The sequence below is a fragment of the Vineibacter terrae genome, from assembly GCF_008039615.1.
Lineage (GTDB): Bacteria > Pseudomonadota > Alphaproteobacteria > Reyranellales > Reyranellaceae > Vineibacter > Vineibacter terrae.
Genome location: NZ_VDUZ01000065.1, coordinates 1 through 25,087, shown reverse-complemented (window position 1 = coordinate 25,087; position 25,087 = coordinate 1). Strand labels below are relative to the sequence as shown.

General features: G+C 66.9%; 29 protein-coding genes. All 29 read left to right on the top strand.

The window, feature by feature from the left end; all coding sequences use genetic code 11:
• Positions 1 to 134 precede the first annotated feature (134 nt).
• The gene (locus FHP25_RS36040) at positions 135 to 860 is read left to right on the top strand and encodes a deazapurine DNA modification protein DpdA family protein (RefSeq protein ID WP_147851843.1); all 726 of its coding nucleotides are present in this window, start codon (positions 135 to 137) and stop codon (positions 858 to 860) included.
• A gap of 15 nt (positions 861 to 875) precedes the next feature.
• Complete coding sequence (locus FHP25_RS36035; RefSeq protein WP_147851842.1) at positions 876 to 1,847, top strand: hypothetical protein; 972 nt, start codon at positions 876 to 878, stop codon at positions 1,845 to 1,847.
• An 11-nt stretch (positions 1,848 to 1,858) separates the two neighbouring features.
• On the top strand, positions 1,859 to 2,662 hold the full coding sequence (locus tag FHP25_RS36030; protein ID WP_147851841.1) for a hypothetical protein: 804 nt from the start codon (positions 1,859 to 1,861) through the stop codon (positions 2,660 to 2,662).
• 201 nt (positions 2,663 to 2,863) lie between these two features.
• Positions 2,864 to 3,463, top strand: coding sequence for a hypothetical protein (locus FHP25_RS36025; protein WP_147851840.1), 600 nt, complete (start codon positions 2,864 to 2,866; stop codon positions 3,461 to 3,463).
• A 10-nt stretch (positions 3,464 to 3,473) separates the two neighbouring features.
• The gene (locus tag FHP25_RS36020; protein WP_147851839.1) at positions 3,474 to 4,445 is read left to right on the top strand and encodes a hypothetical protein; all 972 of its coding nucleotides are present in this window, start codon (positions 3,474 to 3,476) and stop codon (positions 4,443 to 4,445) included.
• 144 nt (positions 4,446 to 4,589) lie between these two features.
• On the top strand, positions 4,590 to 5,324 hold the full coding sequence (locus tag FHP25_RS36015) for a hypothetical protein (RefSeq protein ID WP_147851838.1): 735 nt from the start codon (positions 4,590 to 4,592) through the stop codon (positions 5,322 to 5,324).
• A gap of 288 nt (positions 5,325 to 5,612) precedes the next feature.
• Complete coding sequence (locus FHP25_RS36010; protein WP_147851837.1) at positions 5,613 to 6,221, top strand: hypothetical protein; 609 nt, start codon at positions 5,613 to 5,615, stop codon at positions 6,219 to 6,221.
• A 184-nt stretch (positions 6,222 to 6,405) separates the two neighbouring features.
• Positions 6,406 to 8,547 carry a phage terminase large subunit family protein gene (locus tag FHP25_RS36005; RefSeq protein WP_178134052.1) on the top strand — a complete coding sequence of 714 codons (2,142 nt, stop codon included), beginning with the start codon at positions 6,406 to 6,408 and terminating at the stop codon, positions 8,545 to 8,547.
• A gap of 8 nt (positions 8,548 to 8,555) precedes the next feature.
• Positions 8,556 to 8,759 carry a phage head-tail joining protein gene (locus tag FHP25_RS36000; protein WP_147851835.1) on the top strand — a complete coding sequence of 68 codons (204 nt, stop codon included), beginning with the start codon at positions 8,556 to 8,558 and terminating at the stop codon, positions 8,757 to 8,759.
• On the top strand, positions 8,752 to 10,269 hold the full coding sequence (locus FHP25_RS35995) for a phage portal protein (protein ID WP_147851834.1): 1,518 nt from the start codon (positions 8,752 to 8,754) through the stop codon (positions 10,267 to 10,269). The genes FHP25_RS36000 and FHP25_RS35995 overlap by 8 nt, the downstream gene beginning before the upstream one ends.
• A 4-nt stretch (positions 10,270 to 10,273) precedes the next feature.
• Positions 10,274 to 12,322 carry a prohead protease/major capsid protein fusion protein gene (locus FHP25_RS35990; RefSeq protein ID WP_147851833.1) on the top strand — a complete coding sequence of 683 codons (2,049 nt, stop codon included), beginning with the start codon at positions 10,274 to 10,276 and terminating at the stop codon, positions 12,320 to 12,322.
• An 86-nt stretch (positions 12,323 to 12,408) separates the two neighbouring features.
• On the top strand, positions 12,409 to 12,753 hold the full coding sequence (locus FHP25_RS35985; protein WP_147851832.1) for a DUF2190 family protein: 345 nt from the start codon (positions 12,409 to 12,411) through the stop codon (positions 12,751 to 12,753).
• Between the two features lie 64 nt (positions 12,754 to 12,817).
• On the top strand, positions 12,818 to 13,009 hold the full coding sequence (locus tag FHP25_RS35980; RefSeq protein ID WP_147851831.1) for a hypothetical protein: 192 nt from the start codon (positions 12,818 to 12,820) through the stop codon (positions 13,007 to 13,009).
• Complete coding sequence (locus FHP25_RS35975; protein WP_147851830.1) at positions 13,006 to 13,341, top strand: head-tail joining protein; 336 nt, start codon at positions 13,006 to 13,008, stop codon at positions 13,339 to 13,341. The genes FHP25_RS35980 and FHP25_RS35975 overlap by 4 nt, the downstream gene beginning before the upstream one ends.
• A complete protein-coding gene (locus tag FHP25_RS35970; RefSeq protein ID WP_147851829.1) occupies positions 13,341 to 13,796 on the top strand; it encodes a hypothetical protein in 456 nt (151 codons plus the stop codon). The genes FHP25_RS35975 and FHP25_RS35970 overlap by 1 nt, the downstream gene beginning before the upstream one ends.
• Positions 13,797 to 13,821: 25 nt before the next feature.
• Entirely contained in the window at positions 13,822 to 14,214 is a 393-nt protein-coding gene (locus FHP25_RS35965; protein WP_178134051.1) for a phage tail tube protein, read from the top strand.
• A 1-nt stretch (position 14,215) separates the two neighbouring features.
• A complete protein-coding gene (locus FHP25_RS35960) occupies positions 14,216 to 14,605 on the top strand; it encodes a hypothetical protein (RefSeq protein WP_147851827.1) in 390 nt (129 codons plus the stop codon).
• A gap of 122 nt (positions 14,606 to 14,727) precedes the next feature.
• Positions 14,728 to 16,797: a phage tail tape measure C-terminal domain-containing protein gene (locus FHP25_RS35955; RefSeq protein ID WP_147851826.1), complete on the top strand. Its 2,070-nt coding sequence runs from the start codon at positions 14,728 to 14,730 to the stop codon at positions 16,795 to 16,797.
• Positions 16,794 to 17,426, top strand: a complete 633-nt coding sequence (locus FHP25_RS35950; protein WP_147851825.1) for a hypothetical protein — start codon at positions 16,794 to 16,796, stop codon at positions 17,424 to 17,426. Before FHP25_RS35955 ends, FHP25_RS35950 begins: the two co-directional genes overlap by 4 nt.
• A gap of 1 nt (position 17,427) precedes the next feature.
• Entirely contained in the window at positions 17,428 to 18,021 is a 594-nt protein-coding gene (locus FHP25_RS35945) for a hypothetical protein (protein WP_147851824.1), read from the top strand.
• A complete protein-coding gene (locus FHP25_RS35940) occupies positions 18,018 to 18,425 on the top strand; it encodes a DUF6950 family protein (RefSeq protein WP_147851823.1) in 408 nt (135 codons plus the stop codon). The genes FHP25_RS35945 and FHP25_RS35940 overlap by 4 nt, the downstream gene beginning before the upstream one ends.
• The gene (locus FHP25_RS35935; RefSeq protein ID WP_147851822.1) at positions 18,425 to 21,217 is read left to right on the top strand and encodes a phage tail protein; all 2,793 of its coding nucleotides are present in this window, start codon (positions 18,425 to 18,427) and stop codon (positions 21,215 to 21,217) included. The genes FHP25_RS35940 and FHP25_RS35935 overlap by 1 nt, the downstream gene beginning before the upstream one ends.
• Positions 21,218 to 21,220: 3 nt before the next feature.
• Complete coding sequence (locus FHP25_RS35930; protein WP_147851821.1) at positions 21,221 to 22,147, top strand: hypothetical protein; 927 nt, start codon at positions 21,221 to 21,223, stop codon at positions 22,145 to 22,147.
• 5 nt (positions 22,148 to 22,152) lie between these two features.
• Positions 22,153 to 22,458, top strand: coding sequence for a hypothetical protein (locus FHP25_RS41155; RefSeq protein ID WP_178134050.1), 306 nt, complete (start codon positions 22,153 to 22,155; stop codon positions 22,456 to 22,458).
• Positions 22,459 to 22,505: 47 nt separating this feature from the next.
• The gene (locus FHP25_RS41150) at positions 22,506 to 22,754 is read left to right on the top strand and encodes a hypothetical protein (protein ID WP_178134049.1); all 249 of its coding nucleotides are present in this window, start codon (positions 22,506 to 22,508) and stop codon (positions 22,752 to 22,754) included.
• 15 nt (positions 22,755 to 22,769) lie between these two features.
• Entirely contained in the window at positions 22,770 to 23,132 is a 363-nt protein-coding gene (locus tag FHP25_RS35920; protein WP_147851819.1) for a hypothetical protein, read from the top strand.
• Positions 23,129 to 23,395 (top strand): hypothetical protein, encoded by a 267-nt coding sequence (locus tag FHP25_RS35915; protein WP_147851818.1) that lies wholly within the window; start codon positions 23,129 to 23,131, stop codon positions 23,393 to 23,395. The genes FHP25_RS35920 and FHP25_RS35915 overlap by 4 nt, the downstream gene beginning before the upstream one ends.
• Before the next feature lie 24 nt (positions 23,396 to 23,419).
• A complete protein-coding gene (locus tag FHP25_RS35910) occupies positions 23,420 to 24,313 on the top strand; it encodes a peptidoglycan-binding protein (RefSeq protein ID WP_147851817.1) in 894 nt (297 codons plus the stop codon).
• Between the two features lie 103 nt (positions 24,314 to 24,416).
• Complete coding sequence (locus FHP25_RS35905) at positions 24,417 to 24,779, top strand: hypothetical protein (RefSeq protein ID WP_147851816.1); 363 nt, start codon at positions 24,417 to 24,419, stop codon at positions 24,777 to 24,779.
• The last annotated feature ends 308 nt before the right edge of the window (positions 24,780 to 25,087 follow it).

Sequence of the window (25,087 nt, the reverse complement as noted above, 5' to 3'; positions counted from 1 at the left end):
GCAGTTGCCGGGGCTTTTCGTGACCTGGCGCTGGCCCCAGATGCGTCGCCGCGCGCGGCTGCGGAGCAGCGGCGATGCTAGTTCGATTGGGCATACCCGCCAGCTTCCGTCGTTTCACCGCCCATGCGTCAGCATTGGAAGCACCCATCCTGGTATCGGCGAACGCCTTTCGGCGCCGGGACGGTGCCGGGTTCAAGCTGCCTCGGCCCGATACATTCTCGGGCTGCGACGTCGCGCTCGACAGCGCGGGCTTCGTGGCAATGCTTCGGTACGGCGGCTATCCCTGGTCTGTCCGGGACTATGTCCGGCTCGCGGGTGCGTTCCCGTGGGCGTGGTGGGCAGCAATGGACTATTGCTGCGAGCCTCAAATTGCGCGCGATCCGGCCGAGGTCGCGCGGCGGATCGCGCTGACGGCTCGAATGCTAAAGGGCTGTCAGGAAGAGGCCGCCCGCGCGGGTGTCCGCCACCCCCTGCCGGTGCTGCAGGGGTGGCACGCGGACGATTATCTGCGGTGCTTCGATCACATGTCGGCGTTGCCGCTGCCTGACGTGATGGGGTTGGGCTCGGTGTGTCGGCGCCACCTCGGCGGAACCGACGGTGTCCTTCATATCCTGTCCCGGTTGGATCGCGAACTGCCGAGGGGCAAGACGCTCCATCTGTTCGGTGTCAAAGGCACGGCGATCAGTGAGCTGGCGGGGCACCCGCGCGTGCACTCGGTGGATTCCATGGCCTGGGACGCTGCCGCCCGGCGTGAGAAAGCCGGCTCGTGCACCGTCGACCACCGATCAACGCATCTGTGCCGCTGGTATGAGGCGCAGCGCCGGCACCTGGCGCGCCCGCAGCTGCGGCTCGCAGTCTGAGTAGGAGCGTCATCCATGGCCAGGATCCGCAGCGTCAACCCGGCGCTGTTCACCGATGAGGCATTCGTCGCGATGCCGGCGCTGGCGCGCCTGCTGCTGATCGGCGTGTGGACGGAATGCGATGACCAGGGTGTGTTCGAGCTGAAGCCGCTCACGCTCAAGATGCGCATCTTTCCGGCCGACGACGTCGACATGGATAGCCTACTGGCCGAGTTGCAGGCCAAGCGGTGGGTGTGCGGGTTCGATGTCGACGGCAAGGCCTACGGGGCGTGCAGGAACTTTCGGAAGTACCAGAAGCCCAAGGCGCCGAAGTGCTGGCACCCGCTTCCGCCCGGGCTGCGGTCATGGGTTGGCTTGGCCCGTGCGGCGGGCGGTGAGCACGCCGACCCCGACCCGTTCCCCCGATCGGGGGAAACGCCCCCGTCTGAACCTGTGCCATTTCTCCAAAATGGGGAAACCTCATCGCTGATGGAGGATGGAGGGGAGGAGGTAGAGGAAGAGGAAGGTAGTGAGGGTGTGTCTGTAGCCGCGCGCGAGGCACCGCTGCCGGACGGCTGGGCACCCACACACACCGATCTCACTTGGGTGGTCGGGCAGCGCAGCGACCTCGCCACCGTGGATATCGAGCTGCAAACCGAGGCGTTCCGGCTGCACATGCGCGAGCACCGCCAGCTCTCGCCCGACTGGTCGTCGCGGTGGCGCAAATGGATGCTGCGTGCCCACGCCGGCGCCCTCGAGCGCGACACCGGCGCCGCGAAGAGGCTCGGCGAGGGGCGGGGTGGTGGCCGTGGTGCGTCGGCGCCGATAGCCGAGCCATGGGAACAGCGCGTGCGCGGCGAGCGGGCCGACCGCGACGCGGGCAAGGCGCCGACGATGTGGGACCGTCGGCGCAACGATTGGGGCCCGAAACCGGATGAGCAGGGATGCCACGCGCCAGCAGAGCTGTGCGCCCGATTCGGTTTTGTGCGTGCAGCAATGATGCATTGAGGGGTGTGGTCATGGTGCAGCGAGTAGCGATCGGGACGGTGACTTTGCGCCGGTCGGCGCGGGTGTCGGTGCCGTCGGGGCCAGGCTCCTATGGCATCGCGCGCAGCGCCTCGGTGTCGACGGGCGATGTCGACGCGCAGCCGCGGCGCATGCCCTCGGCGCGGCGGGCGTTGATGCCGTTGGTGGTGCCCGGACCGACGACGACGCCCGAGCCGAAGCCGATGGACGTTGAGGCCTTCCTGCATTGGGTGTACGCGCGCCAGAAAGCCGACCGGATCATGGACCACGGCATTGGTCTGCATCGGATCGAGGCAGAATGGGATGACATCGAGATATACGGGGTCAGCGCCTGCGGTTGCGCCCAGGCCGAGCAACTCGGCGCCCTGGGCGTGAGGGTGGATACGTCGCCATACGATGCGGGCCGGTTGCATCCCGATGCAGAGTCGGCAGCCATCTGTGTCCGAGAAACACTCGACTGGCGCACGTTGCCTCTGGTCGTTAGGCATGCGCGCGTCGGTGATCGGCCTGAATGGAGCACCCGCAAGCCTCAGCAGCTGCTGCCGATCCTCAACCGCAAGGGCAAGCCGGTGGTGCGCTATGCAGACTGGGACAAGCACCGCAACTATGGCGCGTGCCCGGTGACGTATGATGTCGATCCGGCATATATCGACATGCTTAACGAGACATATGGCACATGGTGGGATGCACTGCTGCTGTTGTGCAGCACGCTGAATGCGCTGACTGGCAACCAGCGTCTATCCCGCCGCGTCCTACCACCCAAGGCTCCGCGCACACCATGGGAAGAAGATGCCTAGTGCTGGGAGCCTCAGGTTGCTGGTACATCCGTCTTCTCGAGCGGAGCGAAGATCTTCTGCGTGGGAACGCACGGTGCGCCATGCACGGGAAGGCTATCGAGCCGGTGATAGGGGTATTGCTCATGCTCGGTGCAACCGACTTGCGTTGCTTTTTGCCGAGATTCTGCGTATTCTAGATTGAGGGGAATTAGGGAGAAAAAAATGGCTAAAAGGATCGGGGCGACAACGGTCGCTGCCCTCTTAGTCATGATTATTGTCATAGGTATTCTGGTCCTTTTAATCCCTCCGAAAGACATTTGCGCTGATGACGTGAGAGGATATGAGCGCGCTGCCTCTGCCTCTCTCAATGTCATCCGGCAAAATTTGTCGAAGATCGAGGCGACCGCCGGAACGGCAGAGCGGTTGCAAGTGCCAGCTCAGTTGAAGGGGCTCAGTCCGACTAACTTTGCAGCTCTAAGGGCATGCGATACCCAATGTAAATTGCTCGGGCGATGCCTGAGGTATGTCTACCTGCGGGCACCATCGGAAGCGTGTCCTACGGAGTACGCAGACTATAAAACGAGGGTGGATTCAGCGCTGAAGGTGCTGGAGCGCCTGGAAGAAATGGCGAAGAAGTCTGAGCAGGTTGCTCGCGGTGCAGAATCACTTGGTGAAACACGCGAGAAAATCAAGCAACTCGAGAGTTCTGCGTTGGGCTCAACCGGCGGGCGCTTAGCCGCTCTGAAGAGCGAAGCTGAGGGATTGGAAGAGCGCCTCCGCGAGGACTTGTCCTATATAGACCAGCAACTCAGTGCCCTTTGAGGGGGCAAAGATGAAGCACGTCCTGGGACTGGTGTGTGCAATCGCACTCGGAGTTGCCATCGACGCTGGCGATGCTCGCTCGGCACCGGGGAGCCCTGGATCCGCTGCATGCGACGCCTTAGTCATAGAACCCTCGGTTAATGCGATCGTTCGTGAAGTGTTTGAAGAAAAAGGAAAAAAACTGTCGAGAAGTGGACTGCCATCTCGTGATTTTTGGGAAAAGAATAGGAACATAGAGTTCGTAGTTTGCAATAATATGGGAGGATACGACACATTTCTTTATGAGCAGATGGTAATTTTTGATTATAAAATGATTGGATTTTTATTCAGCCAGTCGCGTGCTTTTATTTTGGGTCGATATATTTCTCTTGATAGGCAGTTCGACGTACATGCTGATTTGGTCAGTCAGTTTGTCAAACAAGGACCGGAGCTATCCACTGGACCGTTGGCAATCTTGGAGAGGAAAGCTCTAGCGCTTGGGGTAGGCAAGACAGGTCTGGAAAAATTTTACGCCGACGAGCAATTTAAGCAGCGCGAGCAGAATTTATTTCTGATCTCGATGTACTTTCTAACGATGCACGAGCGATGCCATGTGGCACTGGATCACCCTGTCCAAGTGCAGGCGATGAAAGGCCTTTCGGACGGGGAAATTTCCAGGAGGAGACAACTCCTGGAGCTGGCGGCGGATCGATGCGCACTCGACATCATCAACGCGGATGAGGCGCAATTCAGGAGTTCGCCGATTTCGTTCTTTGGGGTTCTTATGACTGTGGCCACTCAGTCCATAACAGCGAATCTTCCTAGTTTAAGGAGCGACCAAAGTCATCCATCCACTCGATATCGATTGGCGGCCGCTACTGAAATATCTCTCGCATATATTGCGAAATCGGGGTCACCCAATGCAGAGCGGTACATGCTCATCACCAAGGCGACAGCGGACTATTTCGATGATCTTTTACGTAGATTCGAGGTAAGTCCCTGAAAAAAAAGAAAGTGTAAAGATCCGCTGTAAGAGATGCTTGACGTGATACGCAGAATAGTTGACAGTCGCGACCAACGGTGAATTGCGCCTGAATGAATGCCCGGACGGAAATCCCCGCCCGGGCGTTTCTGCGTTGGTGATGAAATGTTCGATATCAAGAGCAACATCCCCAACGTGCTCAAGACGTTGACGCAGTTCCAGCGCGAGCAGGTGCCGTTCGCCACCATCGTGGCCATGACGCGCACGGCGCAGGCGCTGAAGGAAGTGCACATCACGGAAATCAACCGTGTGTTCGACCGGCCTACGCCGTGGACGCTGAATGGCCTCTATGTGCAGCCGGCCACGAAACGGCGGCCGGAGGCTGCGGTGTACTTCCGCGAATTCGCGCCCAAGGGCACGCCTGCCGGCAAGTATTTGCGCCCGCAGATGCATGGCGGCCAGCGCCGCCACAAGGGCATGGAGAGGCTGCTGCAGGGCAAGGGGCTGCTGCCGCCTGGCATGTACGTGGTCCCGGGACAGGGGGCAGAGGTCGACGCCTACGGCAACATGAGCCGGGGGCAGATCATCAAGATCCTGTCCTACCTGCGCGCGTTCGGCGAGGTGGGGTATCTGGCCAACCGCAGCCGTCGCACCAAGTCGCGCGGCACGCGTCGACGCGAGCACTACTTCGTCGGCTCGCCTGGTGGTGCGCCGCTTGGCGTGTGGCAGCGTAAGGGCGATGGCATCGTGCCCGTGATGATTTTCGTGCAGGCACCGCAGTACCCGGTGCGCTACCGCTTCCAGGAAGTCAGCGCGCGCACGGCGGCGTTCCACTTCCCGCCGCACTTCTGGCACGCGCTCGCCCAGGCGACACGCTCGGGAGCAAGAAGGGCCGCTTGATTCGCAGGTCGGTCTTGTTGCCTCGCGTTGGGCGCATGCCGAGTCATGCATCACCAGCCCTGGCCCATGGGGCGGCGTCGGGCCAGGGGTAGTGGATCGACCGAAATATTCTTTCATTAGGACCGCAACGGGTCCTTCCGGGCCCGATTTTGGCCCGGTGTAATTCGAACCCCGCGGGTTTTTTAGTGCGGGCGTTCGGCAACGGGTGCAACGGCGCAACACGCAACGCAACGGCGCAACCGTGCAACGGCGCGGCGGGGAGGGCCGCGGCGGCGAAGGGAAACGATCATGAGCCTGCAGGGTGTGGCCGATGCAGGCGATGCCGGATGGCTGTCGCTGTCGGCCTTCGCCTCGCGCATCGGCAAGAACAAGTCGACGGTGTCGCGCCAGGTGCGCGACGGAGTCATCCCGCCGCACGCGGTGCGCCGCGACGGCTCGCAGGTCATGATCAATGTCGAGGCCGCGACGGCCGGTCGGCAGCAAAACATGCAGGTGCTGCTGTCGCGCGCACCGGCGTCTCGGCCTGCTGTCGTCGACCTGGTCGATGACGCGCCGGCGCCGGTGCCGCGCGGGGCCGAGGGCACGCTCGCCGCGGAGCGCGCGGCGCACGAACGGATCAAGCGGCAGCGCGCCGAGCTGGAGCTCAAAAACCAGCTCGGCCTGCTGCTCGACAAGGAACAGGTCTACGACGCGTTCCTGCAGCTGGGCTTGCTGCTGCGGGCGCAGCTGGAGAACCGCCGGCAGATCCTGGCGCAAGACCTGGTCGGCATCACCGACCCGGCCGAGATCGGCGCGGCCCTCGAGCGGGCCGACGATCGGGCGCTGGAACAGATGGCCAGCGAGTTCCAGAAGCTGGTCGACATGACCACGCTGCAGCCGGTCGCCGACGCGGCCTGATGACAATTCCGAGCGGGGCGGTGCAATCCGCCCCGGCGATCCACCGCAGTGTCGCGCCGAGCGAAAGGCGGATCGCGAAATAGTCGGCGCCGGGGCCGTGGCCCCGTCATGGGGTTGCAGTGCCCGCCGAGACGTTGAAGGCGGATCGCACTGCAACCCCGCCACGCGATTGGGGATGTCGTTGATGTCGTGGCCCTACGATCAGCTTGCCGCGCCCCGTCCGGCGGCGTCGGAGATCGAGGGGCTGGAGCCGGCATTGCGGGTCGCGGCGAAGGCGCTGGCGATCGGCTTGAAACCGCCGCGGCGGCGCAGCGTCGCCGAGTGGGCCGAGGCAGAGCGGGAGGTGAGTTCGGAATCGGGTTCGCCGTTCCCTGGCCGGTGGAGCAACGACACGGCGCCGCATCTGGAAGAGATCATGGAATGCCTGTCGCTCTCGCATCCGGCGCGGGAGGTGACGGTGGCGAAGGGCGCGCAGCTCGGCGTCACCGAGTGCGGGCTGAACCTGATCGGCCAGATTGCGACAGAGGTTCCGTGCACGGTGCTGGTCACGCTGCCGTCGCTCGACACGCTCAAGAGCTACATCAAGACCAAGCTGATGCCGATGATTGAGGCATCGCCGAAGGTCAAGGCGGCGGTGCGTGAGCAGAAATCGCGCGACGAGGACGGCTCGACCACCAGCCTGAAGAAGTTCGCCGGCGGCTGGATTTCGCTCACGACGGCGAGCTCGTCGAAGGGCCTGCAGATGATTTCGGTCCGCGTGTATATCGCGGAAGAGATCAGCGAGTATCCCTTCGACGTCGACCAGCGCGGCGACCCGCTGTCGCTGGGCGACGCGCGCACCATCTTCTGGTCCGGCCGCGAGAAGAAGTTCCGAAACAGCACGCCCAACATCAAGGGCAGCTGCCGCGTGACGCAGCGGTACGAGGCTGGCGACATGCGCCAGCGCTACGTGCCGTGCCCACACTGCGGCGACTATCAGGTGCTGCGCTGGGAGCGGATGGTCAAGGAAGGGCAATGGCGCGGCATGATTCCGTGCCTGTCCTGCGGCGTGCCGATCGAGCAGAAGCACAAGCGTGCCATCATGGCGCGCGGCAAGGCAGTATGGCTGAAGACATACCCGGGTGACGGTCACCCGGGCGATGTCGTGAAGCCGGAAGAGATCCCGACGTTCCGAGCTCGGCCGTCAAACGGCCGGCAACCCAGCTTCTGGATCTCGGGCCTGTATTCGCCGGTGCTGACGTGGTTCGACATCGTCGACGATTGGGATGCGGCCAAGGGAATCCAGAGCAAGGAAAAGAAGTTCGTCCAGCAGGTGCTGGGCGAGGCCTGGGAAGAGAAGGGCGAGGCGCCCGACCATGAACGGCTGCTCGAGCGGCGCCAGGCGGACATGCAGCCGCGGCGCATCCCGCCGGGCGCGCTGTTCCTGACCGGCGCCGCCGACGTGCAGGGCAACCGCATCGAATGGTGCGTGTGGGCGTGGGGCATCGGCTATACGCGCTGGCTGATCGACAAGGGCATCATTGAGGGCGACCCGCACAAGCCCGAGGTATGGCGCAAGCTCGATGAGGTGACGCAGCGCCGCTATGAGGATTGGCGCGGCGAGCATTGGGGCATCGACGCCTTCGGCTGCGACTCGGGCTATGCCACGGGCATGGTCTATCGCTGGGCACTGCGCCATGCCGGCACTGGCCGCATCTTCGCGCTCGACGGCCGGCCGGGTTGGAAGCTGCCGCCGCTGGGCACGCCGCAGCCGATCGACATCAACTATGAGGGCCGCAAGCTCGGCGCCGTCATGTTGTGGCCGGTCGGCACCTGGGATCTGAAGTCGGAGTTGTACCGCTCGCTGCGCAACCTGCTCGACGGCCGGGATAGCGAAACCGGTGAATGGCCGATCGGAACTGCGTTCTTCGGCGAGAACGTCGACGCGGCATGGCTGCAGCAGCTGACGTGTGAGTACCTCGCCGACGAGGTCACGAAGGACGGTTATCAGGTTCGCATCTGGCGGAAGCCTGGTGGCGCGGCCAACGAGGCGCACGACATCGCGGTTTATGCCGCGGCGCTGGCGCATCACCTTGCCGACCAGATGAGCGCCGAGGCGTGGCACGCGCTTGCCGCCCGCCGCGCCGCGCCGGTCGAACGCGTGCAGGGTGACCTGGCGCAGCTATGGGGCGCGAGCCTGGCGCAGCCGGCTTCACCGCCGCCGCCGGATCCGCCGGCGCCGGCCGAGACTCAACAGCAGCCGGCGCCGACAGAGGCACCGGCCGATGACTGGCTGGGCGCCAGCAGCGATTGGCTCGGCGATCGCGGCGGTGACTGGCTGAATTGAGGGATGCGATGGACTGGACGCAGTACATCCAGAAGATCGAGCGCGCGATGCTGCGCGGTGAACAGTCGATCGAGCACGAAGGCAAGCGGGTGACCTTCCGCACGGCCGACGAGGCCATGAAGCTGATCGCCTACGCCCGACAGCAGCAGGCCGCCGCGCAGAACGGCGGCATCGCGCCATCGCAGAGCTACGCGGAGTTTGGCCGTGACTGACGCCGAGGTGACGCCGACGCTGCTCGATCGCGCCATCGGCTGGCTGTCGCCGCGGGCCGGCGCCGAGCGCATGTACTGGCGCAGCGCCATCGCGGCGACGCGCGGCTATCAGGCTGCGAAGGTCGGCCGGCGCACGGCCGGCTGGACCGCGACGGGCGGGTCCGCGAATGCCGAGATCGGCGCCGGCGCGCAGACGATGCGCAACCGGTTCCGCGCCATGGTGCGCGACAATCCGTGGGCGGCGGTGGCGGTCGCGAAGCGCACGGCCGCGACGGTCGGCACCGGCATCGTGCCGCGGGCGGCGACCGACGACAAGGCGACGCGTCAGCGCTACGCCGACGAATGGTCATGGTTCGTCGAGAACAGCGACCCGGAAGGGCGCCTCGACTTCTACGGCCAGCAGAACCTGGCGGCGCGGACTGTGTTCGAGGCTGGGGAGGCATTGATCCGCTTCCTGCCGCGGCCGTCGTCGTGGAACCTGCGCGTGCCCTTGCAGCTGCAGGTGCTGGAGCCGGATTGGCTCGACTCTTCCAAGACGCAGCGCCTCGAGGATGGCGGCGCCATCATCCAGGGCGTGCAGTACGATCGGGCCGGCCGGCGCACGGGGTACTGGCTGTTCGATGAGCACCCGGGCGAGACGGTGCCGATCTCGGTGCGCGGGCGCTTTCAGTCGCGCTTTGTGCCGGCGAGCGAGGTGCTGCATATCTTCAAGTCCCTGCGCCCCCACCAGGCGCGCGGGGTCGGCATGTTCGCCCCGGTGGCGATGCGCCTGCACGACCTCGACGACTTCAGCGATGCCGAGCGGGTGCGGAAGAAGCTGGCCGCGTGCTTCGCCGCGTTCGTGAAGCGCCCGCCCCAGGTCGCATCGCCGCTGAGCACGCCGACCACGGACCCCAAGGGCCGGCGGATCGAGAAGCTTTCGCCCGGGCTGATCCAGTACCTGAACCAGGGCGAGGAGGTGACGTTCGGCACGCCGCCGTCGGCCGACGGCTATATCGACTACATGCGCATGGAGCTGCATGCCGTCGCAGCCGGCTGCGGCATGACCTATGAGGGGCTGACCGGCGACCTGTCCCAGGTCAATTACAGCTCGCTGCGATCGGGCAAGCTCGACTTCTGGGATCTGCTCGACGAGGACCAATGGCTGATGATGATCCCGCAGGGATGCCGGCCGGTGTGGCGCCGCGTCGACAACCTGCTCACCGCTATGGGTGAGCGCCGGCAGGCGGGCATGCTGGCCATCTGGGCGCCGCCGAAGCGCCGCTTGGTCGACCCGCAGAAGGAGATCGCCGCCGAGCGCGACGCCATCCGCAGCGGCCTGAAAACCTTGCGCATGGCCATCGCCGAAACGGGCGAGGATGCCGACGAGCTGTTCGAGGAAATGAGCGAGACGAACACGCTCTTGGACAAGCTCGGCATCGTGCTCGACAGCGACCCGCGGCGCACCCGGCCGGCCACCACGGCCGCGCCGCAGGACGCCGGCACCGAACCCGCGACAGCGAAGGAGTAGGCCGATGGAAGGCCAGGCGACCCGCGACATGCAGATGCAGTCGCGGCAGGGCAGCTTTGTGCCCGGCACCTACAATGCCCAGGGGCGCACGATCGACGTGGTGTGGACCACCGGCGCGCGGGTGCCGCGCATGGATTGGTGGTCCGGCAAGCGGTACGACGAAGAGCTGTCGCTCGAGCGCGGCCATGTGCGCCTCGACCGGCTGAACAACGGCGCGCCGGTGCTCGATACCCACGGCCGGTTCGAACTGCGCGACATCATCGGCGTCGTGCAGAAGGCCTCGATCGACGGCAAGGAAGGCCGCGCCACGCTGCGCTTCTCGGAGCGCGAGGAAGTCGCGCCGCTGATCGCTGATATCCAGGCCGGCATCATCCGCAATATTTCGGTGGGCTACATCGTCCACCGCTATGACATCACCAAGGTGGACGGGCAGCGCGAGCTGTGGCGCGCCACCGATTGGGAACCCACCGAAATCAGCTTTGTGCCGATCGGCGCCGACGCGGGGGCAGGGACTCGCGCCGGCGACAACAGCCGATTCCCCTGCATGTTCGTGACCCAGGGCGAACCCGCCCGCAACCCGGAGACTCGTATGGATCCGCATGAGAACGCGCCGGGCGGCGCTGGTGCCCAGCCCGCAACCACTGCCCAGGACGCGCCCGCCGCGGCCGACGCCACCCGTGCCCAGCCCACGCCGGCGCCCGCGCCTGCGGCGCAGCCGGTCGATGTCGCCGCCGAGGTGCAGCGTGCGCTGGCAGCGGCGCGCGAGCGCGACTCCACCATCCGCGAGCGCGTGCGCGCCGTCGGGCTGCCCGAGGCGGTCGCTGACCAGCTGGTGCGCAGCGACGTGACCGTCGAGCATGTGGGTAACCGCATCGTCGACGAGCTCGCCCGGCGCGGAACGCAGCACGGCGGCCATCGCATCGAGCTGGTGCAGGATCATACCGACCCGACCAACATGCGGGGCCGCCTGGTCGACGCGCTCGCCGCGCGTGCCACGGCGCACCTGCCGGCCAACGGCGGCCGGATCGAGCTGCCCGAGGCCTCGCGGTCGTTCGCCCGGCTCGGCCTGCTCGGCGCGATGGCCGAGCTGGCGCGAGCGCACGGGCAGCGTGTCGAGCGCGACCTGCCGTCGTCGCAGCTGTACGAGCACCTTGTGTCGATGCGCGCGCTGTCGATGTCGGATTTCCCGCTGCTGCTGGCCGACTCGGCGAACAAGGTCATGCTGACGGGCTATGCCCTGCGCAACCCGACGTATCGGCTGATCTTCGCGCGCAAGCGGTTTACCGACTTCAAGCCGCATTCGTTCCTGCGCGACGGCGATTTCCCGAACCTGCTCGAGAAGGGCGAGACCGGGGAATTCAAGTACGGGTCGATCAGCGAATCGCGCCAGCAGATCACGCTGGCCGAGTACGGCCGCATTATCGGCATCAACCGCCGCATCATCATCAATGATGACCTGGGCGCGTTCGCTGACCTGCCGATGAAGGCCGGCCGCCGCGTGGCCGACTTCGAGAACGCCACGGCGTGGGCGATGGTGGTGGCCAACCCCAACATCACCGAGCCGGTCGACGGCGCGCAGGCCACCAACGCTGTGTTCAGCGCGGGCTGGGGCACCCTGGCCGGGGCCGGCGCCGATATCGACATCGACACCATCAGCGCCGGCCGCCAGGCGATGATGGAACAGCAGAGCCTCGACGGCCTGCGCATCAACGTCAGCCCGCAGTACCTGGTCACATCGCCGGCGAAGTACACCAAGGCTGAGCAGTTCTGCGCCGTGAACCTGCTGCCCAACCAGCCGTCGCAGATCAACCCCTTTGCCGGCCGGCTCACGCCGGTGGGCGAGGCCAACCTGACCGGCAACGGCTGGTATCTATTCGCCGATCCCGGCCAGGCCGAGACGTTCGTCTACGGCTACCTCGAGGGCAGCGAGGGCCCGCGCATGGCCACGCGCGAGGGCTTCACCACCGACGGCATCGAGCTCAAAGTCGCGCTCGACTTCACGGTCGGCGCCGTCGACTACCGCGGCGCCTACAAGAATCCCGGCGCCGCCTAGCCGTCAACCGGCGCGCTGACCCGCGCGCACTCGCACTCGCCGCCTGACGGCGGCGAGTTGATGACTCTCGTCTGAAGGAGACTTCCATGCGGAACTATGTGCAGCTCGGCGTCGTCGTCGAGGTGATCGCGCCCTACTTGCTGGCCTCGGGCGACGGGTGCCAGGTGGGCGCCGGCCTGTTCGGCGTCGCCACCACCGACGCGGCCAACGGCGCCAAGGTCAATATCCATACCTTGGGCGTGTTTGACCTGAAGGCCGAGCCGTCCGTCGCCTGGTCGGTGGGCGATAAAATCTATTGGGACAACACCAACAAGCGCGGCACCAAGACGGCGACCAGCAACCTGCTGATCGGGGTGGCGCTGGCCGCGAAGGGCGGGGGCGCCGGCGACACGCTCGGCCGCATCCGGCTGAACGGCGTCGTGCCGGCGTAGGCGCGTCGTCCATCCTCGGCGCCGCCCGCGCGGGCGGCGCTCACCGGTGATCGGGAGAACGTTGATGTTCGTGACGGTGCTGAAGCCGTGGACGCTCCATGGTAAGGCGATCGCGGTCGGGTCGGTGGTCGACATCGACAAGGCGACGGCCGACAACCTGGCCGGGACCGTGCGGCCGGCGACCGATGCGGAAGTCGAGGCCGCGACCGGCGGCGGCGCGCCGCAGCCTGACCCGCAGGGCGGCGAGGACGCGTGAGCGTCGATTTCGGCGCGCTGCACGACGCTTGCGTTGATGCGTTCGGCGTCGGCAGCGACGGCACCGGCGATGATGCTCGCGCGCTCTACCGGCCGCAGCGCCAGGCGCCGGTGTACGTGGACGGCATATTCGATAATCCGTGGCTGCGTATCGATGGCGTCGGCGAGGTGCCGCTGACCTCGCGCGAGCCACGGTTTTCCTGCCGTCGCGCCGACCTGCCGCCCGATGCCGCCCAGGGCGACAGCATCGACATCAAGGGCGCCTGCTATCGGGTGCGCGAGCTGCGGCCCGACGGCCAGGGCTGGGTTGTGCTCGACCTCGAGGCCGCCTGATGGCCGTGAAGCACCACCGCCAGGCGCTGCGCGAGGCCGCGGCGGCCATCCTGGCCGACCTGCCCAGCACGCGCGAGCGGGTCTATCAGTCGCGCGTCTGGCCGGTCGATGCCAGCCGCCTGCCGTGCCTGCTGATCTTCACGCGGCGCGAGCAGCGCGGCGAGGTCAGCCGGCCGCCGCGCAAGTTCGACCGCAGCCTCGAGCTGATCGTCGAGGGGATCGTCGCGGCGTCGGAAGCCACGCTCGACGATCGCCTCGACACGATCGCGGCCGAGGTCGAGGCCGCGCTCGCCGCATCGCCCAACCTGGCGGGCACGGCGAAGGAATGCATCTACGAGAACACCGTGTGCGAGCTGCGGGCGCGCGAGGGCGAGAAGCCCGTCGGCGCCGTTCAGCTCGTCTATGCGGTCGAGTACCGCACCACCGAGGCCGACCCCACGGTCGGCATCGCTTGATCATCCGCAGCAGAGGGGAGTCCCAATGGCGACTCATCATGGCAAGGAGGGCGTCGTCAAGGTCGGCACGAACACCGTGGCCGAGACGCGCACTTGGTCGATCAACCAGAGCGTCGAGACCGTCGACGACTCGTCCCAGGGCGACGGCTGGAAAAGCCATCTCGTCGGGATGCCCGAATGGGACGGCGAAATGGAGTGCTGGTGGGATGAGACCGACACCACCGGCCAGGAAGCCCTGGAGATCGGCGAGTCGGTGACGCTGAACCTCTATCCCATGGGCGCGGCCACCGGCGCCAAATACTACACCGGCACGGCCACGATCACGCGCGTGGGCATGTCGGTGCCGGTCGACGGCGGCGTGTCGCGGTCGTTCTCCTTCAAGGGCAACGGCGCGTTGACCAAGGCCACGGTGACCTGACATGGCCGACGACAAGCGCTCGCCGCTGCGCGAGCAGATCCTTGATCGCGCGAAGGCGCATATGGCGTCGCACGAGGTGCGCGCGATCGAGGTGCCCGAATGGGGCTGCACCATCTACTGGACGCCAATGACGCTGATCGAGCGTGAGACGGTGCGGCGGCGTAGCCAGGCCAATGGGCTGGCCGACGCCGCCGCGCACATCATCGTCATGAAGGCGATCGACCGCGACGGCCACAAGCTGTTCGACCTCGACGACAAGCGTGTCTTCCTCAACCAGGCCGATTCCGGCGTGGTGCAGCACATCGCCAACGCGATCTCCGACGACCGGCCGCTCGATGAGCAGGTCGCCGACGCGAAAAAAAACTCGCCGACGACGGACGCCGCTACCTGATCTTCGGGCTCGCCGCCCACCTGCACAAGACGGTGGGCGAGATCGAGCAGATGCCTGAACCGGAATTCGTGGAATGGCTTGCGTTCTTCCAGCTCAAGGAAGAGCGCGGGAAAGGGTGACACATGCCGCTCGATGGCAGCGATATCCGTTTCACGCTGTCGGCCAAGGATCTGACCGGCGGTGTGTTCAACCAGTTCCAGAACAAGCTGCGGCAGATGGAAGGCACGCTTGCCGGCGTGCAGAAGGGCTTTTCCGGCATTCAGACCTTCCTCGGCCGGCTGCAGGCCGGCGCCGCGGCGTTCGGGCTGTCGCTTGGCATCGGCGAGTTCGTCGCCTTCAATCGCCAGATCATGGACACGGTGGGCGGCCTGGGCGAGCTGGCGCAGCAGCTCGGGATCTCGACCACGGCGCTGCAGGCGTACCAGACGGCTGCCTTGCAGAGCGGGGTGAAGGCGCAGCAGTTCGAGCAGTCGCTGATCAAGCTCAACCGCACCATGGGTGATGCGCTCGGCGGCGACAAGAAGTCGATCGAGGCTTTCAGCGAACTGGGCGTGCGGATCCTCGACGTCAACGGCAAGCTGCGCAGCAGCGACTCGATCCTGGCCGAGGTGGCGCGGCGTGTGATGGCGCTGGGCACTGAGGCCGAGAAAACCGCGGCGATGAACAAGCTCTTCGGCGAGTCGGGCGCGCGCCTGCTGCCGATGCTGCCCGAGCTCGCCAAGGGTGTGGGGCAGCTGACGGCCGAGGCACGCGCGGCCGGAACGCTGATCGAGCAGGGCGTAATCGACAAGCTGGACAAGGCGTCCGACCAGGCGGCGCTGGCGCGCAAGAAGTTCGAGGCGACGTTCGCGCGCGACGTGACGCTGCCGATGATCGAGGGCATGACCTGGATCCTCAATCTGATGAATCAGCAGATTGAGAAGGCCGGCGACCTGCGGCTGGCCTATCTGCGCGCGTTCTCCAGTGTGCCGGGTGCGGGCGGTGCGTTCGAGCTGATGGCTCGGCTTATCGAGGAGCAGAACCGGCAGCAGGCTGCCGGCCAGGTCGGCGGCATCGTCGGCGGCATGATCGGCAGCGGGTTGGGCGGCGGCAAGCCGGACCCGGGCGGTGCGTTCAATCCGACGCCGCGCGGCACGTCCGATCGGTTCGGCGAGCAGATGCGGTCGATGGAACGGGATGCGGCCCGCTTCGCCGAGCGGTTGGCGATGCTGAAGGCCGATACCAAGACGGCTTGGCCCGAGTTCGAGCGGCAGCTCGATTCGATCGAGCAGACGGAAAAGCGCATCGCCGACCTGACCAAGGGCATGCCGGCGAATTCGCCTATGGCCGTGCAGCTGTCGACGCAGGCGATCATGACGGAAAAAGCGCGCCTGGAATTGGAGAAGTACCAGCGCGCTGTCGTTGATGCCGACCGGTTCGAGCGCCAGTTCGGCGACGGCACCTTGGAGCTGACGGAGACTCTGCACCAGCTCGACGCCGCGCGGGCCACAGGTAGGCTGTCGCTGGAGGCGTACACCATTGCGGTACAGCAGGCGCGCGAGGAGCAGGAGCGCCACGCGCTCGTGATGCAGGGTATGGCCAGCCAGGGTTGGGATGGCTTCATTGCCGGCATCCGTCTGGCGCAGAGCGAGTGGGACCGGGCGAATAGCGCCTTCGAGCAGGGACAGCGGTTTTTCGAACGCACCATGCAGGGCATGGAGGATGCGTTGACGCAGTTCGTGACGACCGGGAAGCTCAACTTCCGTGACCTTGCCAACAGCATCATCGGTGACCTCATTCGGATGCAGGTGCGCGCGGCATCGACGTCACTTTTCGGGTTGCTCACCAACGCTATAGGTAACGCGTTGGGGGGTGGTGTCAGCGGATCGAGCGGGCAGCGGAGCGGGGATTACTACAACGTGCCAGCCCGAGCGGCGGGCGGCCCGGTCACATCCGGCAGCCCCTACATGGTCGGCGAGCGTGGGCCCGAGCTGTTTGTGCCGGATCGGTCCGGCACGATCTATCCGAACGGCACCGGTCCGGGCATGGGCGGCGTCACGGTGCGGCAATCATTCGTCGTCAACGGCGGCGATGAGGCGGCGGTCAATCGCGCCATGGCGCAGTGGCTGCCGGTCATGCGGCAGGAAGCGCTCGCCGCCGTGCTCGAGGCGCGGCAGCGCGGGGGCCGCTTTGCGCAGGCGTTCCGGCAGTGACCGTCACCTATCCCCTGGCTTGGCCGGGGGTCGCGCGCGTGCGCTCCATCCGGCTGCGGCAGCGTACCGTCGTGGCCGCCACCCGCTCGCCGTTCACGGGACACCGCCAAGTGCAGGTGCATGCCGGCCAGTGGTGGGAGGCCGATATCACCTTGCCGCCGCTGCGCCGCGCGACGGCAGAGGCGTGGCTCGCCTGGATCGTGTCGCTGAACGGGACCGAGGGCACGTTCCTGATGGGCGACACCGCCAACGCCGCGCCGCGCGGCACGGCACGGTTCACCCCGGGCACGCCTCTGGTGATGGGCGGCGGGCAGGCCGGCGGGTCGCTCACCTTCGACGGCGCGCCGGCCAGCGCCCCGGGCTACCTGCTGGCGGGCGACTGGATCCAGGTCGGCAGCGGCGCCGGCAGCCGGTTGCACAAGGTGCTGGCCGATGCCGACACCAACGGCGCCGGCGAGGTGACGGTCGACATCTGGCCACGCCTGCGCGCGGCGCCGGCCGACAACAGCCCGGTGGTGCTGGTCGATACGCGCGGGGTGTTCTCGCTGCCGGCCGGCACCGCGGCGGATTGGACGATCGACATGGCCATCATCTACGGCCTGTCGTTCAGCGCGATCGAGGCACTGTAGCATGCGCGACCTCACCGCGGCCCTGGCGGCGGGCATCCAGGCCGGCGTCGTGCGGCCGGTCATGCTGTTCGAGGGCGAGTTCGCCGGCGGCACGACGCGCGTCTGGACGGGCATCGGCGACCTGGCGTGGAACGGCCAGACATGGCTGGGCATCGGCTATCTCGGTGGCATTTCCGACATCGAGGAAACCGACGAGCTGCGCGCCGCCGGCGTCACGGTGTCGATGAGCGGCATTCCGCAGTCGCTGATCTCGCTGGCGCTCGGCGACGTGCGGCAGAACAAGCCCGGCCGGCTGTACTTCGCCCTGATGGACGGCGACACCAGCAACCTGGTGGCCGACCCGTACCTGGCATTCGAGGGTCGCCTCGACGTCGTCGAGATCGACGAGGGCGCCGAGACGGCCACGATCAGCATCAAGTACGAGAACCGGCTGATCGACCTCGAGCGGCCGCGCGAGCGCCGGTACACGCATGAGGACCAGCAGCTCGACTATCCCGGCGACATGGGGTTCGAGTTCGTGCCCGCCTTGCAGGACGCGCAGATCAGCTGGGGCAGCGCGGGCGGCGGCGGCAGCGGGGGGCTGAGCAAGAAATGACGCGCGTCGATGATTGGCCGCGGCAGCTCGTCGACTATGTCGAGGCCTGCCGCCTGAGGCCGTTCGCCTGGGGCTCGCATGATTGCCTGCAGTTCGGTGCCGGCGCGGTGCTGGCGCTGACCGGCCGCGACCTGCTGGGCGGTCGCTATGTCTATCACGACGCCGAGCAGGCCGCGGCGCTGCTGCGCGATGAAGGATTCGAGTCGCTCGAGGCGGCTGTGACGCACCATGTCGGCGCGCCGCTGAAGCACTACCGCCAGGCCGGGCGCGGCGATCTGGCGCTGGTCGAGCTGGGCGGGCTGCAGGTGCTCGGTGTCGTGCTCGGGGTTCTGGTGGCGTGCCCTGGGCCCGATGGCCTGGTGTTCCCGCCGCTGTCGCAGGCCGTGGCCTGCTGGAAAATCTGATGCCGCCGGCAGTATTCGTGGCCATCGGCATGAGCGCGGTCGCGGCCAGCATCGCGAGCGCCGTTGCCTCTATCGTCATCAGCATCGGCCTCGGGATGCTGCAGCGCGCCCTGACGAAAAAGCCGAAGATGAAGGGCGACGGCATCGACACCAAGGTGACGGTGCGCCAGCCCAACGCGCCCTGGCGCGTCATCTACGGCAAGACGCGGGTGGGCGGCACCTATGCCTTTGTCCATTGCACGGACAACAACCAGCACCTGCACCTGGTCATCATGCTGGCGGGGCATGAGGTCGAGGAGATCGGCGACATCTGGTTCGATGACGAGGTGGTGCCGCTCGACGGGGCGGGCAATGCCACGGGCAAGTATGCCGGCTATGTGCGAGTCAAGAAGGCGCTCGGCACTGCCGACCAGGTCGCGTTCGCTGACCTGGTGGCCGAGGCCGGCGACAAGTGGACGGCCAATCATCGGCTGCGCGGGCGCTCCGCGCTCTATGTGCGGCTGAAGCACTCGCAGGACAAGTTCCCCAACGGCGTGCCCAACATCAGCGCGGTGGTGAAGGGCCGCAAGGTCTATGACCCGCGCACGGCGACCACCGCCTGGACGGACAACGCGGCCCTGTGTGCCGCCGACTACATCAGCAATCGCGCCTTCGGCCTGAGCGCGGCCTACGGGACGGAAATCGAAGAGGACTGGCTGTCGGCCGCGGCCAATGTGAGCGACGAGGACGTGCCGCTCGCCGGCGGCGGCACGGAAAAGCGCTACACCATCAACGGCGCCTTCGATGTCGACCAGAAGCCGGTCGACATCCTGACGGATCTGCTGAACGCCATGGCCGGCCGCGCCTTCCACGCCGGCGGCCGGTGGCGTGTGCGCGCCGGCGCGTGGATGGCGCCGACCGTGACGCTCGACGAGCACGACCTGCGCGGGCCGTTCAAGGTGCAGACGATGCTGTCGCGCCGCGACAATTTCAACGCGGTGAAGGGCCAGTACATCAGCCCGGACAACAGGTATCAGGAGTCCGATTTCCCGGCGGTGGTGTCGGCCACGTTCCAGGCGCAGGACGGCGGCGAGCGGGTATTCAAGGATATCCGGCTGCCCTTCACGAACACCGCGTCGAAAGCGCAGCGCCTGGCCAAGATCGAGCTGCTGCGGGCGCGCCAGCCGGTGACGCTCACGCGCGTGCCGTTCCACTTGAGCGCCTATCGCGTGCAGTGTGGCGACACCGTGGGCATGACCAATGCCCGTATGGGTTGGACGGCCAAGGCCTTCGACATTGATGAGGCCACACTGACGGTCGGCGGTGGCAGCGGCGACGACCAGGTGCCGGTGCTCGGCGTCGACCTGACGCTGCGGGAAACCGATGCCAGCGTCTATGACTGGAACACGTCGGAAGAGCAGGCGGTCGACCCGGCGCCAAACACGAACCTGCCCGATCCCTTCGCCGTCGGCGAGCCGGTTGGGCTGACGCTGGACAGCGGCGACGAGGTGCTTCTGCTGCTGGGCGAGGGGTCGGTGATCAGCCGTATCCGCGCGACCTGGACGCCGCCGCTCGACGCGTTCGTGGCGCAGTACGAGATCCAGTGGAAGAAGAGCGCCGAGCCGGCATGGACGTCGCAGATCATCGGCACGCTGCAGACAGAATGGATGATCGCGCCGGTTGAGGATGGCGTGTCCTATGACGTGCGGGTGCGCTCGATCAACCTGGCGCAGGTGCGATCGGCGTGGGTGCAGGTCGATGGGCATATCGTCATCGGCAAGCTGGCGCCGCCGCCGGCGCCCAACAGCTTCACGGTGGCGCGCCTCCCCGACGGCACGCGGCGGTTCGCCTGGTCGCTGGCGTCTGTGCCGGCCGACGTGCGCGCCGGCGGCGGCTATCGCATCCGGTATTTCGACGGCCTCATCGCCGATTGGGAGTCGATGACGCCGCTGCATGGCGGCCTGCTGGTCGCCTCGCCGTGGGAAACCAACGAGCTGCCGGCGGGGACCTACACTTTCGCGATCAAGACCGTGGACAGCTCGGGTAACGAGTCGGCCTCGGCGACCTTCATTACCGGTGCGCAGCTCGGCGACCCGCGCCTGGTAGGGGTGATCTACAACGCGCGCGAGCAGGACGCGATGTGGCCGGGCACGAAGACCAGCTGTTTCCGCGATGCCGACAACGTGCTGTATGCCGTCGTCAGCGGCGGCTGGGATGGCCTGCCTGACACCTGGGATGCGCTCGAAAACACCTGGTCGGCCCTGGGCACTGGTGCCTCGCCGATCGCCTATGAGACGCAGGTGATCGACCTTGGCGCGGACCTGACGTTCACGCCGATCGTATCGGTGGTGGCGGCCGGCGCGGCGGTGATCACGATGAAGAGCGGCACCGCGGCCAACGGCACCGTTGCCGGCAGCTATGTCGCCGTCGGCACGCTGACGGGGCGGCGCTATGTGCAGTTCAAGGTCGAGGTGACGGGCGATGACGCCAACATCCGCTCGATGTCGATCCTGATCGACGGTCAGGCGCGCACCGAGGAGTTCACCGACGTCAATACGGCGACGGTAAGCGCCACGTGGTTTCAGCGCCTGGCGGCGGGGCACTTCCGGGTCGGCAGCCGCGGCGACCTGGCGGTGATCAGCCAGGCGCGGCTGGCGCTTCAGAGCGTCGGCGCCGGCTGGAGCTGGGCGGTGATCAGCAAGGCCGCGACCGTCAATGGCGAGGTCGCGGCCGAATTCAAGATCTGGAATGCGAGCCTGGTGCTGGCCGACGCCGTCGTCGACGTCGAGCTGCGCGGGCCGAAGAAGGGGTAGGGCATGACGATTCCGGCGCCGGCCACGAAGACGAATCTCGACCAGACGACCGACAACCCCAAGCTGGCGCGCGCCGAGCTGGCCGACAACGTCGACAAGTTCAATCAGCTGCGGCAGCACATCATCGACGCGCCGTTCGCCAACAACCAGTATCAGGTGGGTGACGGGTTGGAGGTCGCTACCGGTCAGGTACGCGGCAAGATCATCCCGGGTTGGGGTATCGGGCGCCACTCGGGCGGGTTCTACTTCGATATTGCGGGCAACCTGTCCGATATCCCCGAGCTGGTCGATTGGAGCGCCGACAGGGTGCCGATCCACAACGCCAGCAGCGGCGGTGTGAACAGGGTGTCTCCTTATGACATCGTGAAGCTATATGCCTACTACGCGGGGCAGATCGGCGGCATCGACGTCAACAGCGACAGGATCCCGATCTGGGATCTGGATGGCGGCGTGCTGCGGTGGTTCGTGCCGTCGCAGCTCACGCTGTCGCCATGGAAGAAGCTGGGCGACGCCTATCCGTCGGGTGTCGTCGAAAGCGCGATGGACGGGCTGCCCGGCGCAGTGCGCAACGTCGTGGTGATGGGATGGGCGCGGGCCAACGGGTCGAACGTCAATATCTCGTTCCAGTGGCGCAAGGCGGGCCCGACCAATATCGGCAGCTACTACGCGCTGCCGAGCGCCGAAATCGTGTCGGCGCTGCGGCTGGGCACCAACATGGCAAATGGCACTGACGTGTTCTTTGTGCTCGAGTTGCCGGGTGCCTCGGGCGCGTTGAACAAGGTCACGTTCGGTCGCTCTGTCCAGGTGACCCCGTTGGGGGCAGTGGAATCCGGCGGGCTGGTGGCCGACACGGCCGCGATCACCGGCGCCCGCATCTTCTCCAGCACCGGCACGCTGACCGGCTGGTGGCACATCTTTTACTCGGAGTAGCGGTAATGGCCGGACGGCTAAGCCCTGACGACATCGAGCAGGCGGCGCTGCGCATCGAGGCGCTCGAGGCGCCGACGGACGAGCCGCGGTTCCGCGAGCACAACGGCCGCATCATCCGCATGACGGCCGAGGAGATCGCCGCCGTCAAGGCGGAATGGGCGCGGGCCGCCGATCAGGACGCCGCCGCGGCGCGGGCGGCCGAGGAGAGGCGCCAGCAGGAAGAGGCGGCGCTGCAGGCGAAGATCGACGATGCCGTCGCCGCGGCGCTGGCCGCGCACGGAATCATCAAAGCGCCCGCCGACGGCGCGTGAGAGGTGCGCGGCCGGTTGGGGCCGCGACAGGCCGGGGAGTCCAAAGCATGGATTGGGTCGATATCGCGCTGCACGCGGGGATCGCGGCGGCGGCGGTGGCGCTCGCGTCGCTCGTGGGCTGGCACTGGCATGCGGTGCCGCTGGTGTGGGTGGCCTTCGCCGCGCGCGAGGCGTCGCAGGCGCGCCGGAAGTACGGGCGATGGCTGGCGCCGTGGTCGACGCAGAAATGGCTCGAGGCCATGGCGCCGCTGCCGGCCGGCATGATCGCGGCGGCGATCGCCGCCGCGCTGCGCTGATCGGCGAGGGGTGTCATGGACATCAACGATGTCATCGCGTCGCTGGGCGTTAAGCTGTCGACGGCGATCGCCGGCGTGGCGGGTGGTGTCGCGCGCGTTGTCTTCATGAGCCAGTCCAACAGGATGGACTGGAAACGCGGGCTTAGCCTGATCGTGCTCGGCGCGATCAGCGCCGGCTATCTCACGCCGCTGGTCGGGCTGGCGATCACGGTGCCGCCCGACGGCGCCCTCGAAAGGGCGCTCGGCTTCGTGGTCGGTCTGCTCTCCATGACCTTGATCGAAATGATGCTGCGCCTGGCCGATTGGTTCCGGGAGGATCCGCGTCGCCTGTTCGATGCCTTCCGCCCAGGTCGGCCACCGACGGGAGGTCAACCATGACGGACGCCTGGCCGTTTGCATTGTGGGTCGCCAACGCGGTGACGTCGCTGGCGATCGCGGTCTGTGCCTTCCGTTTCCTGTTCGAGCGCGCGCGGCAGCGGCCGTTGTGGCTGCGCCTCTCGCTGTACGCGGCCGTCGTCGGCGGCGCCGCCAACATCATCATCTGGCCATGGTCGGTGGAGCTGAGCCAGATCGGCGTCAACGCCGGCTTCGCCGGCACCATGATCTACCGCCTGGCGCGCGATCGCTCCACCGCGGCCTGACAACACACCATCGGGAGTTTTGCAATGTTGGTCACCCGCGACCAGCTCGCGGCAATCATGCCGCGCGCCCATAGGGCCGGCCGGATCGAGACGTGGCTCCTGCCGCTCAACGAGCAGATGGAGATCTACCGGATCGACCGCGAGCAGCGCATCGAGATGTTCCTCGCCACCGTGGCCGAGGAGACGGGCGAGCTGGCGGCCCGCGAAGAGAATCTGAGGTACGATGCGGCCGGACTGATGAAACACTTCGGGCGGTTGTTCCCGACGCGCGAGGCTGCTGCGGCGATGGCGGCGCGTGGGCCCGAGGCGATCGCGAATTTCATCTACGCCGACGCCAACCGGCCGCCCGGCTACAAGATGGGCAACACCCGCACGGGTGACGGCTGGCGCTATCGCGGGCGCGGGCCGATGCAACTCACCGGCCGGGAGAACTATGAGCGGTTCTTCGCCTCGGTGGGGATGCCGCCGCAGTCGGATCCCGACTACCTGCTGACGCCCGACGGCGGCGCGCGGTCGGCGGCATTCTTCTGGCAGTCGCGTGGCTGCAACGAGATCGCGGACAGCGGGGATTTCGAGGCGCTCACGCGCAGGGTCAACGGTGGGCTGATCAACCTCGACGCGCGCGTCTACTACTGGCACCGCGCCATGGCGGCGATCGGCGATCAGCCCATGACGCTCGACGATGATCCGCCGCCATCGCGGCCGGCGCCCCGCGTGCTGGTGGTGGGCTGCACCGGGCCCGATGTCGTGGCCCTGCAGCAGGCGCTGAACCGCGCCGGCGCCCAGCCGCCGCTGGCCGTCGACGGCGATTTCGGGCCGGCCACGGGTGACGCGGTGCTGGCGTTGCAACGCCGGCAGGGCCTGCGCGCCGATGCCATTGTCGGCCCGGCCACGCGCGCTGCGCTGGGGCTGCACTGATGAGCGCTGACGATGTCGACGCGCTGCTGCGCCTCGCGGGCCGCGGTGCGATCTGGCTTTGCGGCGTCGTGGTGCTGGCCGGCCTCATATCGTCGGTGCTGCCATGATCAAGCCCTGGATCGCCGTCGCTATCGCCGGCGCGGTGCTCGCCGCACTGCTGGTGATCCAGACGCTGCGGCTCGACGCGGCCGAGCTGCGGGAGACGGCCGAGCGCCAGCGCGCCGATGCCAACGCCGCGGCCGTGAAGCGCATGCAGGACGACGCCGCGCTGTCGGCGCGCCTGGTCGCCGACTACGCCGCCGAGATTGCCTCGCTACAGGAGCGGGATCGTGAGCTACGCAATGCCATCGTGCGCGCGCCGGCGTCTGCCGCCTGCGCTACCAGCCCTGCTATGCGGACTCTTCTTGATGGGGTGCGGCGAGAGTGGGCCGCACCTGGTGCCGGTCGACCGGGTGCCGCCCGCTGAGCTGGTGCAGGACTGCGCCGCCGAGCCGCCGCCGCCGCCGCCCGACGCCGACGATCCCGAGGTGGCGCTCTACTGGCACGACGTGCGCGTTAGCGGGCGTGCGTGCCGGATCAAGTTTCGTTGCCTTGCCGCCTGGGTCGTGGGCGGCACGGGCCACGCGAGTTGTCGAGTGAAGAAAGGAGGCTCTTCGACGTTTCAAATGGAATTGACGAGTTTGGGTAGTGGAGCGCCAACGAGATAGATCATGGCGATGAAGGTATCGACGTTGCGATAGCCGCGGGCGCGGGCACGGACGAGTTGGAACATGC

Excerpts from the sequence above, each read along its gene's own strand:
- FHP25_RS36035 (WP_147851842.1), top strand. The coding sequence starts at position 876 with ATGGCCAGGATCCGCAGCGTCAACCCGGCGCTGTTCACCGATGAGGCA.
- FHP25_RS36030 (WP_147851841.1), top strand. The coding sequence starts at position 1,859 with ATGGTGCAGCGAGTAGCGATCGGGACGGTGACTTTGCGCCGGTCGGCG.
- FHP25_RS36025 (WP_147851840.1), top strand. The coding sequence starts at position 2,864 with ATGGCTAAAAGGATCGGGGCGACAACGGTCGCTGCCCTCTTAGTCATG.
- FHP25_RS36020 (WP_147851839.1), top strand. The coding sequence starts at position 3,474 with ATGAAGCACGTCCTGGGACTGGTGTGTGCAATCGCACTCGGAGTTGCC.
- FHP25_RS36015 (WP_147851838.1), top strand. The coding sequence starts at position 4,590 with ATGTTCGATATCAAGAGCAACATCCCCAACGTGCTCAAGACGTTGACG.
- FHP25_RS36010 (WP_147851837.1), top strand. The coding sequence starts at position 5,613 with ATGAGCCTGCAGGGTGTGGCCGATGCAGGCGATGCCGGATGGCTGTCG.
- FHP25_RS36005 (WP_178134052.1), top strand. The coding sequence starts at position 6,406 with ATGTCGTGGCCCTACGATCAGCTTGCCGCGCCCCGTCCGGCGGCGTCG.
- FHP25_RS36000 (WP_147851835.1), top strand. The coding sequence starts at position 8,556 with ATGGACTGGACGCAGTACATCCAGAAGATCGAGCGCGCGATGCTGCGC.
- FHP25_RS35990 (WP_147851833.1), top strand. The coding sequence starts at position 10,274 with ATGGAAGGCCAGGCGACCCGCGACATGCAGATGCAGTCGCGGCAGGGC.
- FHP25_RS35985 (WP_147851832.1), top strand. The coding sequence starts at position 12,409 with ATGCGGAACTATGTGCAGCTCGGCGTCGTCGTCGAGGTGATCGCGCCC.
- FHP25_RS35980 (WP_147851831.1), top strand. The coding sequence starts at position 12,818 with ATGTTCGTGACGGTGCTGAAGCCGTGGACGCTCCATGGTAAGGCGATC.
- FHP25_RS35970 (WP_147851829.1), top strand. The coding sequence starts at position 13,341 with ATGGCCGTGAAGCACCACCGCCAGGCGCTGCGCGAGGCCGCGGCGGCC.
- FHP25_RS35965 (WP_178134051.1), top strand. The coding sequence starts at position 13,822 with ATGGCGACTCATCATGGCAAGGAGGGCGTCGTCAAGGTCGGCACGAAC.
- FHP25_RS35960 (WP_147851827.1), top strand. The coding sequence starts at position 14,216 with ATGGCCGACGACAAGCGCTCGCCGCTGCGCGAGCAGATCCTTGATCGC.
- FHP25_RS35955 (WP_147851826.1), top strand. The coding sequence starts at position 14,728 with ATGCCGCTCGATGGCAGCGATATCCGTTTCACGCTGTCGGCCAAGGAT.
- FHP25_RS35945 (WP_147851824.1), top strand. The coding sequence starts at position 17,428 with ATGCGCGACCTCACCGCGGCCCTGGCGGCGGGCATCCAGGCCGGCGTC.
- FHP25_RS35940 (WP_147851823.1), top strand. The coding sequence starts at position 18,018 with ATGACGCGCGTCGATGATTGGCCGCGGCAGCTCGTCGACTATGTCGAG.
- FHP25_RS35935 (WP_147851822.1), top strand. The coding sequence starts at position 18,425 with ATGCCGCCGGCAGTATTCGTGGCCATCGGCATGAGCGCGGTCGCGGCC.
- FHP25_RS35930 (WP_147851821.1), top strand. The coding sequence starts at position 21,221 with ATGACGATTCCGGCGCCGGCCACGAAGACGAATCTCGACCAGACGACC.
- FHP25_RS41155 (WP_178134050.1), top strand. The coding sequence starts at position 22,153 with ATGGCCGGACGGCTAAGCCCTGACGACATCGAGCAGGCGGCGCTGCGC.
- FHP25_RS41150 (WP_178134049.1), top strand. The coding sequence starts at position 22,506 with ATGGATTGGGTCGATATCGCGCTGCACGCGGGGATCGCGGCGGCGGCG.
- FHP25_RS35920 (WP_147851819.1), top strand. The coding sequence starts at position 22,770 with ATGGACATCAACGATGTCATCGCGTCGCTGGGCGTTAAGCTGTCGACG.
- FHP25_RS35915 (WP_147851818.1), top strand. The coding sequence starts at position 23,129 with ATGACGGACGCCTGGCCGTTTGCATTGTGGGTCGCCAACGCGGTGACG.
- FHP25_RS35910 (WP_147851817.1), top strand. The coding sequence starts at position 23,420 with ATGTTGGTCACCCGCGACCAGCTCGCGGCAATCATGCCGCGCGCCCAT.
- FHP25_RS35905 (WP_147851816.1), top strand. The coding sequence starts at position 24,417 with ATGATCAAGCCCTGGATCGCCGTCGCTATCGCCGGCGCGGTGCTCGCC.